The organism is Agromyces zhanjiangensis, assembly GCF_040496055.1.
In the GTDB taxonomy this organism is placed as follows: Bacteria; Actinomycetota; Actinomycetes; order Actinomycetales; family Microbacteriaceae; genus Agromyces; species Agromyces zhanjiangensis.
On sequence record NZ_JBEPKB010000007.1, the window covers coordinates 31,509 to 46,670 of the forward strand.

The following is a 15,162-nucleotide window of genomic DNA, read 5'->3' on the forward strand; positions in this document are numbered from 1 at the left end:
GACGAATCGGGGGGTGAACTTTCCCGGTTCTTCCGCGTCGCGGAACAACCGCGGGGCGACCGGATGCCTCGGCATCGCCGGGGGCAGAATGAGCACGTGACGCACGACGACGGCCTCACCGACGACGAGCGTCGCCTCGAACGGCGGCGGTCGCGGCTGGGCGTGCTCGGCGTCGCGCTCTTCGTGGGCGGGCCGGTGCTCGGCGCCGCGCTCGTCGTGGTCGGGGTGATCGTCGCGCTCCGCGAGGATCCCCGCTGGGTGCTGGTCGTCGCCGCCGGCCTGGCCGTCGCCTTCGGCCTCACCTTCGCCGGCCTGCGGCTGCTGACCCGGATCGAGCGGGCGCGATCCGATGGCGCGGCTCCGTCGGACCATGGGACGCCCTCACGCGACGTGTCCACCCGCGAGCCGACGGAGCCAGCGGACCCGGCGACCGATCGCGACGCCCGTCCGGGCGCCGCTCCCGATCAGCCCGACTCGGCCTCGCCGGGTCGCACGAGACCGGACTCGTAGGCCGCGACGACCGCCTGCACGCGGTCGCGCACGCCGAGTTTCGCCAGCAGGCGCGTCACGTGCGCCTTCACGGTCGCCTCGCTGAGGAAGAGCCGTTCGCCGACCTCGTGGTTCGACATGCCGCGCGCGATGAGCAGCCACACCTCGCGCTCGCGGGGCGTGAGGTCGGGCGCCGGTTCCGCCGCCGCGCCGGGTTGCGGTGCCGCGAGGTACCGCTCGATGAGCCGACGCGTGAGCGCCGGAGCGAGCAGGGCCTCACCCCGTGCGACCGTGCGGACCGCGTCGACGAGTCGCTCGGGCGGCGCGTCCTTGAGCAGGAACCCGGCGGCGCCCGCCCGGAGCGCGCGGTACACGTACTCGTCGAGGTCGAACGTCGTGAGGACGAGCACGCTCGGCGCACCGGGCTCGGCGCTGAGCCGCGCCGTCGCCTCGATGCCGTCGAGTCCCGGCATCCGGATGTCCATGAGCACCACGTCGGGCCGGAGGCGCCGCGCGGACTCGACCGCCGCGAGCCCGTCGCCCGCCTCCCCGACCACCTCGAGGTCGGCGGCCTCGAGGAGGCCGACGATCCCGGAGCGCACGAGGGCGTGGTCGTCGGCGACGAGTACCCTCGGCGCCGATCCGTCGACGGCGCTCACGCCGCCTCCGCCACCGGGAGGACGGCGTGCACGCGCCATCCTCCCGTTCCGGTCGGCCCGGCCGAGAGCGTCCCGCCGTAGACCCGCGCGCGTTCGCCCATTCCGGGAAGTCCGCGCCCGCTGCCGCGGTCGGCGCCCTCGACGAGGGGTGCGCTCGTCGCGGGAGGCCCGTTGACGACGTCGACCGCGACGGCGCGGTCGCGGCGGTGCACGACCACGTCGACGGGGGCGCCCGGAGCGTGCCTGCGGGCGTTCGTCAGGGACTCCTGCACGATGCGGTACACGGCGAGCGCGATGCCGTCCGGCAGGTCGGCCGCGGCGTCGTCGAGGTCGAGCCGGCAGGCGTGCCCGGCGGCCCGCGTCTCCTCGACGAGCGTCGGCAGGGCTGAGAGCCCGGGCTGCGGCGCGTAGGCGGCGCCGTCCTCGTGCAGCACGTCGAGCAGGTGCCGCATCTCGCCGAGGGCCTCCTGCGCGGTGCGGCGCGTGAGCTGCAGGTGACGCCTGGCGCGCTCGAGGTCCTTGTCGAGGAACTGCTCGGACGCGCCCGCCTGGAGCGCGACGATCGAGAGGGCGTGCGCGACCACGTCGTGCAGTTCGCGGGCGATGCGCGCGCGCTCGGATGCCACGGCGTCGGCCGTGAGGCGATCGGAGCTGTCCCTCGCGCGCTGGAGGGTGATCGCACGGTGCCGGACGATCCGTCCGGCCGCCCACGTCGCGCCCACGAAGAACACGAGGAACACCGTGCCCGCGGTCTCGATGCCCGGCGACCCGAAGTAGCCGAGCGCGTGCGCCGCGAGCATCGCCGCGACGGGGACGAGCCCGAGGAGGGCGGACGCCCACCAGGCGGCGATCCGCTCCGCGACCGTGTAGGTGGCGACGAGCAGGCTCGGGAACGGGTTGAACGTGGCGTCGGCCCCGGCCAGCGCGGCATGCACGACGAGGGCCCCGGCGACGACGAGCATCACGGTCGCCGGGACGCGGCGGCGCACCGCGAGCGGCGCCGACACGGCGATCGCGAATCCGAGCTGGGCGAGCGGATTCGAGGAGGGCACGAGCAGCGCCTCGAGCGATGCCCACATGGCGATGCCGCCCGCGATCGCGAGGTCGAGCGGCGTGGTCCAACGACGCCATCCGGCCGCCGCGCCGGCGCCCCGCCCGCCGTCGGACGCGGCCGAGGACGCGGACGCGTCCGCGGGCGGGGGCGCGGCGCCCCGCGCGGCGGAGGTCTGGTCGGTCGGCACGCGTCGATGCTACGGGCGCGGCGGCCGCCGGCGACAGCGACGAAGGTCGGCATTCCGGGCCGCCCGAAGTCGGTGCGCGGTCACGACTCGGGCGTCGCCGAGACCCGACGAGCGTCGCGGCGTCCGTCGACGACCGGCCGATGCCGGGCCGAGCGCGCCATTCGTAGCGTCGAACCGTCATCGACCGAAACGACCGAAAGGCCATGCCATGACCCCCACCTCCGACCCCGTGCTCGACGCCCGGGCCCGCGCCGCCGAGTTCGCGGCCGGATCGACCGCGAGCGGCGATCCGTCGCCGTCGAGCACCCCTGCCCACCCCCGCGACGGTCGCCTCATCGGCCGCGTGAGCGCCCGCGTCGCCGGCTTCGCGGCGATCGCCGCGGGCGCGCTGTCGATCGTCATCGGCGTCCTGCAGTTCCTCTTCCCGCAGGACGAGGACCCCACGATCGACCCGCGCACCCGGGTCATCCTCGCGATGTTCACGCTCAGCCTCTGGGCGTTCGCCGTGCTCTTCGTCGGACTCGCCCGGTACGCACGCTCGAGCTGGGGCGCGATCACCGCGGCGACCGGCACCGTGCTGCTGACGGTCGGCACCATCACGAGCGCGGTCAACGGCATCGACCTGGAGTTCTTCCCCGCGGTCGCGATGCTGGCGAACGCGATGTGGCTCGTCGGTGCGATCGCGCTGTGCGTGTCGCTCGTGCGAGCGAAGCGCGTGTCCCTGTGGCTCGCCCTGCCCCTGCCGTTCCTGCAGGTCCCGCTGCTCTTCCTCTCGCAGGTCGGCGGCGGCGTGCCGGCGGGCGCGTTCCTGCTCATCCTCGGCGGCGTGCTCCTCGCGGGCCGCATCGAGGGTCGCGCACGTCGCCTCGCCTCGCGCTGACGCCTCGCGAACCCCGCAGCCCGCGGCATCCGTCTCCCCTGACCGGGGCGGATGCCGCGGGCTGTTCCGGCGGGTCCGGGTCGTGTGCTCGTCGGCGGATGCCTCCCCGCCGCGTTTCGCCCGTATGACGAACCCTCGGCCGCTGTTTCGCCCGCGTAACGATCACCCGGACAATCTGTCAGGCGCAACGGTTCCGGGCGATGTTTCGTCCGGTTATCCACGTGTCCATTGCACAGGCGTGCAACAGGGGTTTGAATGGCCGGACGCGACGCGGCGTCAGTGAACCGGAGGTGCCCACAGGTGACGACAGCGACCGAGGCGAGGACCGTCTCACACCCTGACCAGCGGGATGCCGCACCGGGCTCCGTCGAGCTGCAGCAGGTGACGAAGCGCTACGGCGACGCGGTCGCGGTCGACGGCCTCTCGCTCACGATCCAGCCCGGCGAGTTCATCTCGCTGCTCGGGCCCTCCGGCTGCGGCAAGACCACGACGCTGCGCATGATCGCCGGCTTCGAGCAGCCCGACGCGGGCGACATCCGCATCTCCGGACGATCCGTCCTGGGTGCGCCGCCCTACCGCCGCGACGTCAACACCGTGTTCCAGGCGTACGCGCTCTTCCCGCACATGACGGTCGCCGAGAACGTTGCGTACGGCCTCCAGCAGCGCCGCACGCCCAAGGCGGAGGTCCGCCAGCGGGTCGCCGAGGCGCTCGACCTCGTGCAGATGCGCCGCTTCGCCGACCGCAAGCCCACGCAGCTCTCCGGCGGGCAGCAGCAGCGCGTCGCGCTCGCCCGCGCGCTCGTCAACCGCCCGTCGGTGCTCCTCCTCGACGAGCCGCTCGGTGCGCTCGACCGCCAGCTCCGCGAGGAGATGCAGCTCGAGCTGAAGCTCCTCCAGTCGCGGCTCGGCATCACGTTCGTGTTCGTCACGCACGACCAGGGCGAGGCGCTCTCGATGAGCGACCGCATCGCGATCATGCGCGACGGCCGCATCGAGCAGCTCGCCGACGCCGACACGATCTACGCCCGGCCGACCTCGGCGTACGTCGCCGCGTTCGTCGGCCAGCAGAACTTCTTCCGCGGGAGCGCGGCCGAGGGCGGCTCGGCGGTGGAGTCCGCGCACGGCCTCGTGCGCGGCATCCGCTCGGACCGCCTGGCGCCCATCGCCGACGGCGCCTCGGTGCAGGCCGCGGTGCGCCCCGAGTTCGTGCGCATCGAGGCGGATGCCGCGGGCGTCGCGCCGTCGACCGGTGCGAACCGCGTGCAGGGCACGCTGCTCGGCGTCTCGCACCTCGGCGAGACCATGCAGTACCTCGTGCGGCTCGGCGACGACCAGAGCCTCATCGCGCGTCGCCCCACCCCCGAGGCACCCGACCTCGCCGTCGGCCAGGCGGTCTCGTGCTCGTGGAGCGACGCGAGCGTGCAGGTCTTCCCGTCCGACGACGCGGCCGCGGCAGGCGGCTACGTCGCGCCGCCGACGCACTGACGTCCCCCGAGCGCACCCGAACCGCCCGACGCACCACCGAACCCAGCAATCCGCCCGACCCCCAAGGAGCGACATGGCCGAGAAGTCCACCCCCATCCGGATCCTCGCGAGCACCGAGCAGGTGCCGATCCTCCAGCACGCGATCGATCGCCGCCGGTTCCTGAGCTTCGCCGCAGCCATGGGCGGCACCGCGTTCCTCGCCGCATGCTCGTCGCCCGGCGGCGGCACCTCGTCGGCGCCGGTCGCCACCGGCGGCGAGCTCGAGGCCTCGCTCAACATCTACACGTGGGGCGACTACGACTCGCCCGACGTCGTCGCGTCGTTCACCTCGGACTTCGGCCCGAAGGTCACGTTCGACTCCTACGGCTCGAACGAGGAGCTCATCTCCAAGCTCGTCGCCGCGAAGGGCACCTCGGGCTACGACATCATCGTCCCGACCGGCGCCTTCATCCCCCAGATGATCGAGAACGGCATCATCCAGCCGCTCAACAAGGACCTGCTGCCGAACATCGAGCACATGGACCCCGCGTTCCTCGGCCGCAGCTGGGACCCCGAGAACGAGTACACGATCTGCAAGGCCTGGGGCACGACCGGCTTCGTCTACGACAAGACCGTCATCACGCGCGAGCTGAAGGACTGGAACGACTTCCTCGACGCCGCGCAGAACGAGGCCAGCGGCCGGACGAGCGTGCTCGACGACCCGGCCGAGGTCACCGGCCTCTACTACTGGGCGAACGGCATCGACTGGAACACCACGGACGAGGCCGACCTCGCCGCGTGCGAGGACTTCATCGTCAACACGCTCGCCCCGCACATCTCGGCGTTCGACTCCTACCCCGGCGGCCAGGCGATCCCGCAGGCCACCCAGGTGCTCATGCAGGCCTGGAACGGCGACGCCCGCATCGGCATCATGGAGTCGCCCGACCCCGACCGCTGGCAGTGGGTGCTCGGCTCGCCCGCGACCGAGCTCTGGATGGACAACTGGGCGATCCCGGTCGGCGCCCCGCACCCCGAGGCCGCGCACGCGTTCATCGACTGGACGATGGTCCCGGAGAACCAGCTCCTGCAGGTCGACTACATCGGCTACCACACCGGTGCCGCGGGCATCGAGGAGGCCGCGAACGAGGCCGGCCTCGAGATGCTCGACCTCGTGTTCTTCACCGAGGAGCAGATCGCGACCATGCACGACGGCGAGGTCAACGAGGCCCAGCAGGTCAACGTCGACATCTGGAACAAGGCGAAGGCCGCCGCCGGTGCGTAGTCTCCGCCTGCCGAGCTTCGCCCTCGCGATCCCCGCGTGGGCGTGGCTCGTCACCTTCTTCGTCGTACCGGTCGGCGCGGTGCTGTACTTCAGCTTCGGCTACAAGCCGGGCATCTTCGGCACCCACGCGACCGACGTGCTGTCGTTCGACCGGTACGCCGAGGCCCTCTCGCCGACCTTCTTCGAGGTGTTCCTGAACACCCTGTGGGTCGGCATCGCCGGAACGCTCCTGTGCCTGGCCATCGGCCTGCCGGTGGCGTACTGGATGGCCGTGAAGGCGCCCGCGAACCGCCGGGGGCTCCTCATCGCCCTCGTGATGGTGCCGTACTGGACGAACTTCCTCGTGCGTACGATCGGCTGGCAGATCATCCTCGCCCCCGAGGGGTGGATGTCGCAGCTGCTCCAGACCGTCGGCATCACCGACGGCCCGCTCGCGATCCTGTACACGCGCGCCGCCGTGCTGATCGGCGTCGTCTACAACTACCTGCCGCTCATGATCCTGCCGCTGTACGTCGCGTTCGACCGCGTCGGCCCCGCGCTGCGCGAGGCGTCGAAGGACCTCGGCGCGAACCGGGTGGGCACGTTCATCCGCGTGACCTTCCCGCTCGCCCGTCCGGGGATCATCGTGGGCCTGCTGCTCGTCTACATCCCGCTCATGGGCGACTACATCACGGCGACGGTGCTCGGCGGCGCGCAGGGGAACATGGTGGGCCAGTTGGTGGCCAGCCAGTTCCAGGCCGCGCAGAACTGGGCGCTCGGCTCGGCGATGGCGGTGCTGCTCATCCTCGTGATCATGGTCTCGGCGGCCGCGATCGGGCTGCTGCTGTGGCTCGTCTCGCTGCCGTTCCGCGCCCGCAACCGCGTCGTCCTGGAGGCCTCGGCATGACCACCACCGCACCCGAGGCGACGCTGACGGATGCCGCGCCCGGCGCCGCCGAGGCATCTGCGCCGCGCACGCCCTCCGCCCCGGTCGCGCGTCGCGCGCGACGCTCCCCGGTCGACATCGGCCTGACGGTGTGGAGCGTGCTCGTCTTCCTGTTCCTGTTCGCGCCGATCATCGTGATCCTCGTGTACTCGTTCAACAACGGGCGACTGCTCATCGCGTGGAACGAGTTCGGGTTCGAGCCCTACCGGGCGCTGTGGGAGAAGCCCGCCGTGCGCGACGCCGTCGCGGTGTCGCTGCGGACCGGTGCGATCGCGGCGGTGCTCGCGACGCTCCTCGGCACGCTCGCCGGCATCGCGCTCGCACGGAAGCCCGGCAAGTGGGCGCTGTGGTTCATCGGCCTGCTGCTGCTCGTCTCGGTCACGCCCGAGATCGTCGACGCCGTGGCGCTGCTGCCGTGGCTCGTGTTCCTCGGCCAGGACGCGGGGCTGTCGATCTTCAACGACGGCACCGTGCGCCTCGTCGTCGGCCACTCGCTGTTCTCGACCGCGGTCGTGACGTACATCGTGCGAGCCCGACTGGTCGGCCTCGACGCACAGCTCGAGGAGGCCTCCGCCGACCTCTACGCGCGGCCGCTGACGACCTTCCGGCGCGTGACGCTGCCGCTCGCGATGCCCGCCGTGCTCGCCGGCCTGCTGCTGTCGTTCACGCTGAGCCTCGACAACACCGTCGTCGCGGCGTTCGTGCAGGTCTCGGGCTCGACGCCGTGGCCCGTGTACGTGCTGAGCGCGCTGCGCGGCGGCCTCCGCCCCGAGATCGCCGCCGTCTCGACCGTGATGCTGCTGCTCACGCTCGCGGCGCTCGCCCTCGTCGCGGTGGTGCTGAAGCGCGCCGGCGACTCGGCGACGCAGATCGCCCGCACCATGTCGGGCGGCTGAACCCCGCGCGGCCGCGGTCCGACCCGAACGCCGCGGCCGCGCGGCATCCGCTCCACCAGTACGTCCACTCCCGTCCTGCCCGCGATCCGAAGGAGCCCAGCGCCATGACCCACGCAGACCTCGTCTTCACCGGTGGTCCCGTCTTCACGGCCGACACGGTCCGTGCGCGCGCCAGTGCGGTCGCCGTGCGCGGCGGTCGCATCGTCGCGGTCGGTTCGGACGACGACGTCCGCGACCTGATCGGCGCGTCGACGGAGGTCGTCGACCTCCGCGGGCGGCTGCTCGTGCCCGGATTCCAAGATGCGCACGTCCACCCGGTCTGGGGCGGGCTCGACCTGATGCGGTGCGACCTCGCCGAGCTCTCGACGCAGGACGAGTACCTCTCCCGCATCGCGGCGTACTCGGCCGCGCACCCCGACGACGAGTGGGTGCTCGGCGGCGGATGGTCCATGTCCGCGTTCCCCGGTGGAACCCCGACCGCTGCGGCCCTCGACCGGGTCGTGCCCGACCGCCCGGCCTTCCTGCCCAACCGCGACGGGCACGGCGCCTGGGTGAACTCCGCCGCGCTGCGGCTCGCCGGCATCGACCGCAACACCCCCGACCCCGCCGACGGCCGCATCGAGCGGGATGCCGACGACCACCCGAGCGGCACGCTGCACGAGGGCGCGATGTCGCTCGTCAACCGCCTGCTCCCCGAGACGAGCCTCGAGACGCTCACCGAGGCCGTGCTCCTCGGCCAGCAGTACCTGCACTCGTACGGCGTGACCGCCTGGCAGGACGCCATCGTCGGCACCTACGGCGACGCGGGCGACCCCGGGCCCGCGTACGTCTCGGCCGCGAACGCCGGGAAGCTCACCGGCCGGGTCGTCGGCGCCATCTGGTGGGACCGCACGCGCGGGATCGAGCAGATCCCCGACCTCGTCGCCAAGCGCGACGCGTACCGCGCGGGCCGGTTCGCCGCGACGAGCATCAAGATCATGCAGGACGGCGTCGCCGAGAACTTCACGGCCTCGATGCTGGAGCCCTACTGCGACGGCCACGGGCACTTCACCGACAACTCGGGCATCTCGTTCGTCGACCCCGCCGTGCTGAACCCCGCCGCCGCCGAACTCGACCGACTCGGCTTCCAGCTGCACTTCCACGCCATCGGCGACCGCGCGGTGCGCGAGTGCCTCGACGCCGTCGAGCACACCATCGCCGCGAACGGGCGAAGCGACCACCGCCACCACATCGCGCACATCCAGGTCGTGCACCCCGAGGACATCCCGCGGTTCCGCGAGCTCGGCGTCGCCGCGAACATGCAGTCGCTCTGGGCGGCGCTCGAACCGCAGATGGTCGACCTGACGCTCCCGTTCCTCGGCGACCCGCGCAGCGCCTGGCAGTACCCGTTCGGCGACCTGCTCCGCTCGGGCGCGGTGCTCGCGGCCGGCAGCGACTGGTCGGTCTCGACGCCCGACCCGCTCGCCGCCATCCACACGGCGGTCAACCGGAAGTCGGCGCCCGCGTACGCCGAGGGCGACTACGAGGCGTTCCTGCCCGAGCAGGCCATCGACCTCGCGACCTCGCTCACGGCGTACACCGCCGGCTCGGCGTGGGTGAACCACCTCGACGACGTCACCGGCACGATCCAGGTCGGCAAGTACGCCGACCTCGTGGTGCTCGACCGCGACCCCTTCGCGGGCCCGGTCGACGAGATCGGTGCGACGCGCGTCGAGCAGACGTTCGTCGAGGGCGAGCGCGTGTACGCGGCGGCGGACGCCGGCGCGGTGCGCGCGGCCTGAGACCCGATCCGCGTTCCTGCCGGACGGTCACCCATCCGGCAGGAACGGTGATCGTCGACGCCGTCGCCGGTCGCGCGCGCTCAGGCGGCGCGGCGGGCCTCGGCCACCTCGTCGAGCACCCCGGTGTGCTCGGGCTCCCACCCGAGCGAACGCGCGAGCCCGCCCCGGGCCGCCTGGTCGAGCATCAGGCTGTCCGCTAGCGCGGTGCCGAGTCGAGCGCGCGTCGCCTCGGCCGACTCGGGCACGACCCCCGCGGGACCGGCGACCGACTCGGCGATGCTGCGGACGGTCGTCGGGGCGCCGTCCGAGCCGATCACCCGACGGACCGGACCGTCATGCTCCAGCACCGCGAGGTAGAGCCGGGCGAGGTCGTCGACGTGCACCCACGTCCAGTGCTGGCGGCCGTCGCCGATGAGCCGCAGGGCGCCGCCCGCGGAGCGGGGGGCGTCCGTGATCAGCCGGAGCAACCCTCGGCCATGCCCGTACACGACGCCCGGCTCGACGATCCTGGCGTCGACGGATGACGCGAGCAGCCGCTCCTCCAGCGGCACCCGCCAGGCGACGAGCTCGGGTGCCGTGTCGAGCGGCGCATCCTCGACCAGGTCGGCGCCCGCCCCGCGGACCCACACCCCGCTCGTGAGCACGAAGCGACCGCCGCCGTCGCCGAACGCCCGGATCGCGGCCTCGACGACCGCCGCGTTGAGCTCGTCCGCACCCTGCTCGGGAGCGGCGGCGTGCACGGCGGCGTCGACGTCCGCGAACGCGACCGCGGTCGCCTCGACGTCGAAGAGGTCGAGGCGCAGCGCGGTCGCACCGCGGGCCGTCACCTCCGATGCGCTGCGGTCGCTGCGCACGACCGCGCGAACGTCGTGACCCGCGCCGACGAGCACGTCGAGCACGGCTGATCCGATGAAACCGGTTCCCCCGGTGAGCAGAATCCTCATGGCCGAGGACGCTAACGGAATGCCGGCCGGTTCCTTCAACGTTACCTACTGCTGAGGCGGCCGCTCGGCCGCCGTCATCGTCCGCGAGACGTCCCCGGCTGGAGGAGCAATGACGACCGTACCCCCGGTGGCCGGCGCCCACTCCCCGATGACCCGCTCGGACCCACCTGCCCACGGCGTCCTCGATCCCGAGTGCCCGACGCGGGTCGCGTTCGGCCGAGTCGGCGAGCGCTGGTCGATGTTCGTCGTCCTGGCCCTGGCCAGCGGAACGCTGCGCTTCAGCGCGTTGCGCGCCAGGGTCGGCGACGTGACGCGGAAGGTGCTCGCCGAGACGCTCCGGTCGCTCGTGGCGGACGGGCTCGTCGAGCGTCGCGCCTGGGACGGGGCGCCTCCGCGCGTCGAGTACTCGCTGACTCCGCTCGGCCGGTCGCTGCTCGAGCCCATCGAGGCCATGCGCGTCTGGGCGGAGGCGAACGTCCCCTCGGTCCTCGCGTCGCGCGAACGTCACTGGGAGGCGGAGGAGGAGGCGCTCCTCGGACCGGCCTGAGCCGGCCCGACCGGGCCGGGCGTCGTCGATCCGGGCCGTCAGGCGCCGAGCTGCGCTCGCACGGCGTCGTCGAACCCCTCGACCTCGAGGGTCCAGTCCGGGCGCACGAAGCGGTCGCGCTCGAGCCGCAGCAGCACCTCGCGCTCGACATGCTCCCCGCGGGAGACGACGCGCTTCTCCCCGTTCTCGACGTAGCCGAGGTGGCGCGAGACGCCGAGCGAGGAGGCGTTCCAGTCGATCGCCCCCGACTCGGCGACCTCCGCGCCGAGGTGGTCGAAGCAGAACGCGAGCACGGCGGCCCGCATCTCGATGCCGAGGCCGACGCCCTGGCGGGTCGCGGTCAGCCACGAACCGGTCGAGACGGTGCGGAGCACCGCGAACTGCAGCCCGCGCACGTCCTGGATCCCGATCGGCGCACCGTCCTCGATCACCGCGAACAGCAGCGTCCACGCCTCGGGCGTCGTCCCGATGCGCTCGCGCCACACGTATCGCGCGAGCTCGCGGCGCAGGATCTCGGGAGGCTGGTCGCTCCACGGGTGCGCGAACGGCATCACCGATGGGTCGTGGATGCCTCGGATCGCCGCCTCGGCGAGCGCGGCGATGTCGTCGTCGCGCACGAGGCGGAGTTCGAGCCGGGGCGTGCGCAGGGTGAGGCCGAAGGTCGGCCAGACGTCCACCAGGTCCATGGCACGACCATAGTCATGCCGGCCCCGCAGCGACCTCAGCCCTCGCAGGCCGCCTGGAGCTCGCCGACCGCGGAGGCGAGGGTGCTGAGTCCGGCCTGCAGGGTGGCCGGGTCGGCCGTCATCGGATCCTGTGCTGCGGCGCGGGCCTGATCGAAGAACGACGTCGCCGCGTCCGCGGCGGCCTCGGCCGACGGCCGGAGCTCCGGATTCGTGACCGCAGTGGTCGCCGCGACGATCGCGGACTCGACCTCGTCCATCGTGGCGATCGCCGCCTCCGGATCGTCGACGAGGTCGCTCTGCAGTGCCGCCCCGTCCACCGCGGAGAGTTCGTCGAGTCCGGTTCGCAGTTCCGTGCACGCCTCGTCGACCGTCTGGTCGGAGCCGGCCGACGTTCCGGCCGATGCGGTCGGAGCCGTTCCGCCGCCGGGAATTCCGGTGCAGCCGGCGAGCAGGAGCATCGCGATCGCCGGGACGGCGAGCGCGGACGTGGTGCGCAGGGTCATGTTCGGGTCCTCCGTTCGAGTCCGCAGCGGCGGACCGGAACAGCCTGCCACGGCCTGATCGGCCGGTGCACGGGCTCCCAGCGACTTCGGATGACCCTTCAGGGCTCCTCGTCGCGACCGACCCCGGCGTCGCGCGCCAGCGCGATGGCCTCGTCGCGGTCGGCGACGTGGAGCTTGGTGAAGATGTTGGAGATGTGGTTCCGCACCGTCTTCGGGCTCACGTAGAGCTCGCGCGCGATCTCCTGGTTGCGGGCCCCCGACGCGATCAGCTCCAGGACCTCCCGCTCTCGCGCGGTCAGCGTGGGGAAGGCCTCGGCCGCCGGGCCGCCCGCCCGTTCCGCGGAGAAGTAGGCGAGCACCCGGCCGGCGATGCCCGAACCGAACACCGCGTCGCCGGCGGCGACGGCCTCGGTGGCGCGCACGATCTCCTCCGGGGTCGCCCCCTTCAACAGGTATCCCCGGGCCCCCGCGCGCATCGCGGCGAACACGGCGTCGTGATCATCGACCATCGTCAGGACGAGGACCGCGATGTGCGGGCTCGCCCGAACGATCGTCCGCGTCGCTTCGATGCCGCTCAGGGTGGGCAGGTTGACGTCCATGAGCACGACGTCCGGCTGCAGTCGCTCGGCCTCCCGCACGGCGTCGGGGCCGTCGGCCGCGGTCCCGACGACGACGAGTGCGGGCGCCTCGGCGAAGACGCCGACGAGCCCGTCCCGGTAGACGGGGTGATCGTCGACGACGAGCACGCGGATCAGGTCATCGGTCATGACGGGCGCCCTCCCCTTCGGGCGGTATCGGGAGCGCGGCGCGGACGGTCGTCCCGCCGCCCGGCCGCGACACGACCTCGAACGATCCGCCGAGCTCGCCGGCGCGTTCGCGCATCGACCGGAGCCCGATGCCGGCGCCTGCGCCGGCGCCGGCGCCGGCGGCGTCGCTGCCCGTGTCGGTGTCGGCCATCCCGTCGCCGTCGTCCGAGACCTCGATCCGCAGGGCACCGTCGCCTGCGTGGAGGCGAACGAGTACCGAGGACGCGCCGCTGTGCCGGGCGGCGTTGGTCATCGCCTCGGTCGCGATGCGGTAGGCGGCGACCTCGAGCGCGGCGGGCAGCACCACCCCGCGCGTCCGGAGGTCGAGCGTGGTCCGCCCTGGCAGGAGCGAGTCGGCGCGCTCATGGATGGCACCCGCGAGGCCGAGGTCGTCGAGCGCGGGCGGCCGGAGGTCGTCGACGATCCGCCGGATGTCGAGCACGGCGTCCCGAATGCCGCCCTCGAGCCTCGTCACGCGTTCCTCGGCGCCGTTCGAATCGGGCGGCAGCGAGCGCCGGAGGTTCCCCGCCTGGAGCGCGAGCGCGGCGAGCGCCGATCCGATGCCGTCGTGGATGTCCCGTCGGAGCCGCCGCCGCTCCTCCTCGCGGGCGAGCACGAGCTGCTCGCGCGATGCCTGGAGGTCCTCCGCGAGCTGCACGGCCCGCACGGTCCCGGCGACCTGCCTGGCGAGATCCTCCAGCACACGGCGGTCGGCGGCGGAGAACGCCTCGCCCCGGGCACGGAGCCCCACCTCGAGCGTGCCGATCGACTCGCCCTGGTGCACGAGCGGGAACGCCTGCGCCTCGCTCGTCCGGGTTCCGTATGCTGCGATCGGCCGTGCGGAACCTGCCGGGACGACCGCGACGTACGGCACGCGCAGCGCCTCGCCGACGCCGGCGGTCACGGCGGGCATCAGGTCCTCGGCGAGCGCCGTGTCGGCGACCTGGCGGGCCAGGCGCGACATCGCGCGGGCCGGGTTGTCGCGGTCGCCGTACATGAGGCGGTTGACGATGCGCTGCAGCCACTCGCGCAGCGGGTAGGCGGCGATCGCGACCACCAGCACGACGAGCACCGAGACCCGCCAGTCCGCGGACGCGGGCGCGATCGATCCCACGGCGAGGACGACCGCGCCGTACACGGCGAGGGCGGTGATCGTGAGGGCACCGTAGACGAGCGTCCGATTGATGACGAGGTCGATGTCGTAGAGCCGGTACTTCACGATCGCGATCGCTACCGCGAGGAGCACCAGTGCGAGCGGCCCCCAACCGAGGAGGATCGCGACGACGGGCGACCAGTCGCCCCACCCGACGCCGGTGGCACCCGTCGCGAACAGCACGGCCCATCCGACGGCCGCGATGGCCGCCGCCCAGAGCATCCACCGCAACTGCTCGCGCTCATCGCCGCGGGCACGGCGCCGTCGCACGAGGACCGCGGCCCAGCCCGTCGCGATCGCGACCGGGGTCAGCACCATGAGCACGGCGAGGGGGAGGGCGGCGTCCGATCCGATCACCCGAGGGACGTCGACGAAGTCGACCGGCTCGGACGGGTAGAGCGCGTATCCGACGGTGGCGAGGACGAGCCACACGATGAGCGCGATCACCACCGGCCGCCACCGCCGGCTCGGCGGCCGGCCGTCGGGGAAGAGCAGCGGGACGAAGGTGAGCAGCGCGATCATCGCCGGGTACCAGCTCCGCTCGGCGAACCAAGCCGCTACCTCCACGCCGGGCAGGCTCCCGGGAGCGAGGTACCACCCCTCGATCACGATCCACCTCGCGGCGGTGTCCAGGATGATGCTGCCTACGGCGACCATGATGATCCAGCCGATCGGGTGCCGCGGAAGGCGTCGGAGGATGATCGCGGCCGGGACCCCGATGAACGGGACGAACACCGCGCCGCCGACGTAGAACGGGAGCTGGTCGACGATGGCGACGGGCAGGTCGTCGCGCTCGAGGATGACGAGGACCGCGAGGGCGACGGCCGACGTGAACGCGATCGCACACACGACCCACGCCCACGTGCTGGGCGACCGGAGCACGTTCATCGCATCGACGCCTCCTCC

General features: G+C 72.9%; 15 protein-coding genes. 8 read left to right on the forward strand and 7 right to left on the reverse strand.

Annotated features, from left to right (window positions below; all coding sequences use genetic code 11):
• The first annotated feature begins 96 nt into the window (after nt 1-96).
• Nucleotides 97-510 carry a hypothetical protein gene (locus ABME02_RS13400; RefSeq protein WP_353815850.1) on the forward strand — a complete coding sequence of 138 codons (414 nt, stop codon included), beginning with the start codon at nt 97-99 and terminating at the stop codon, nt 508-510.
• Here ABME02_RS13400 and ABME02_RS13405 read toward each other — a convergent pair.
• Both ABME02_RS13405 and ABME02_RS13410 read right to left on the reverse strand, forming a co-directional pair.
• Complete coding sequence (locus ABME02_RS13405; RefSeq protein ID WP_353815851.1) at nt 465-1,148, reverse strand: response regulator; 684 nt, start codon at nt 1,146-1,148, stop codon at nt 465-467. The two genes, ABME02_RS13400 and ABME02_RS13405, sit on opposite strands and share 46 nt — an antisense overlap.
• A complete protein-coding gene (locus ABME02_RS13410) occupies nt 1,145-2,389 on the reverse strand; it encodes a sensor histidine kinase (RefSeq protein ID WP_353815852.1) in 1,245 nt (414 codons plus the stop codon). Before ABME02_RS13410 ends, ABME02_RS13405 begins: the two co-directional genes overlap by 4 nt.
• Nucleotides 2,390-2,597: 208 nt before the next feature.
• On the opposite strand from ABME02_RS13410, the gene ABME02_RS13415 reads away from it, so the two are divergent.
• The 6 genes from ABME02_RS13415 (at nt 2,598) to ABME02_RS13440 (ending at nt 9,617) form a co-directional block, all read left to right on the forward strand.
• Nucleotides 2,598-3,269, forward strand: a complete 672-nt coding sequence (locus tag ABME02_RS13415) for a hypothetical protein (protein WP_353815853.1) — start codon at nt 2,598-2,600, stop codon at nt 3,267-3,269.
• A gap of 300 nt (nt 3,270-3,569) precedes the next feature.
• The gene (locus ABME02_RS13420) at nt 3,570-4,754 is read left to right on the forward strand and encodes an ABC transporter ATP-binding protein (RefSeq protein WP_353815854.1); all 1,185 of its coding nucleotides are present in this window, start codon (nt 3,570-3,572) and stop codon (nt 4,752-4,754) included.
• Nucleotides 4,755-4,827: 73 nt separating this feature from the next.
• Nucleotides 4,828-6,015, forward strand: coding sequence for a polyamine ABC transporter substrate-binding protein (locus tag ABME02_RS13425; protein WP_353815855.1), 1,188 nt, complete (start codon nt 4,828-4,830; stop codon nt 6,013-6,015).
• Complete coding sequence (locus tag ABME02_RS13430) at nt 6,008-6,901, forward strand: ABC transporter permease (RefSeq protein ID WP_353815856.1); 894 nt, start codon at nt 6,008-6,010, stop codon at nt 6,899-6,901. Before ABME02_RS13425 ends, ABME02_RS13430 begins: the two co-directional genes overlap by 8 nt.
• Nucleotides 6,898-7,836, forward strand: a complete 939-nt coding sequence (locus tag ABME02_RS13435) for an ABC transporter permease (RefSeq protein WP_353815857.1) — start codon at nt 6,898-6,900, stop codon at nt 7,834-7,836. The genes ABME02_RS13430 and ABME02_RS13435 overlap by 4 nt, the downstream gene beginning before the upstream one ends.
• Before the next feature lie 104 nt (nt 7,837-7,940).
• Nucleotides 7,941-9,617 (forward strand): amidohydrolase, encoded by a 1,677-nt coding sequence (locus tag ABME02_RS13440; RefSeq protein WP_353815858.1) that lies wholly within the window; start codon nt 7,941-7,943, stop codon nt 9,615-9,617.
• Between the two features lie 80 nt (nt 9,618-9,697).
• Here the strand turns inward: ABME02_RS13440 and ABME02_RS13445 are convergent, their stop codons facing one another.
• A complete protein-coding gene (locus ABME02_RS13445) occupies nt 9,698-10,561 on the reverse strand; it encodes an NAD-dependent epimerase/dehydratase family protein (protein WP_353815859.1) in 864 nt (287 codons plus the stop codon).
• A 109-nt stretch (nt 10,562-10,670) separates the two neighbouring features.
• On the opposite strand from ABME02_RS13445, the gene ABME02_RS13450 reads away from it, so the two are divergent.
• A complete protein-coding gene (locus ABME02_RS13450) occupies nt 10,671-11,108 on the forward strand; it encodes a winged helix-turn-helix transcriptional regulator (protein ID WP_353815860.1) in 438 nt (145 codons plus the stop codon).
• A gap of 38 nt (nt 11,109-11,146) precedes the next feature.
• Here the strand turns inward: ABME02_RS13450 and ABME02_RS13455 are convergent, their stop codons facing one another.
• The 4 genes from ABME02_RS13455 to ABME02_RS13470 all read right to left on the reverse strand — a co-directional run bounded on the left by ABME02_RS13455 (nt 11,147) and on the right by ABME02_RS13470 (nt 15,144).
• The gene (locus ABME02_RS13455; RefSeq protein WP_353815861.1) at nt 11,147-11,794 is read right to left on the reverse strand and encodes a GNAT family N-acetyltransferase; all 648 of its coding nucleotides are present in this window, start codon (nt 11,792-11,794) and stop codon (nt 11,147-11,149) included.
• 35 nt (nt 11,795-11,829) lie between these two features.
• Nucleotides 11,830-12,297: a hypothetical protein gene (locus ABME02_RS13460; RefSeq protein WP_353815862.1), complete on the reverse strand. Its 468-nt coding sequence runs from the start codon at nt 12,295-12,297 to the stop codon at nt 11,830-11,832.
• A 98-nt stretch (nt 12,298-12,395) separates the two neighbouring features.
• A complete protein-coding gene (locus ABME02_RS13465) occupies nt 12,396-13,064 on the reverse strand; it encodes a response regulator (protein WP_353815863.1) in 669 nt (222 codons plus the stop codon).
• Nucleotides 13,054-15,144 carry a sensor histidine kinase gene (locus ABME02_RS13470; RefSeq protein WP_353815864.1) on the reverse strand — a complete coding sequence of 697 codons (2,091 nt, stop codon included), beginning with the start codon at nt 15,142-15,144 and terminating at the stop codon, nt 13,054-13,056. Before ABME02_RS13470 ends, ABME02_RS13465 begins: the two co-directional genes overlap by 11 nt.
• Nucleotides 15,145-15,162: the final 18 nt, after the last annotated feature.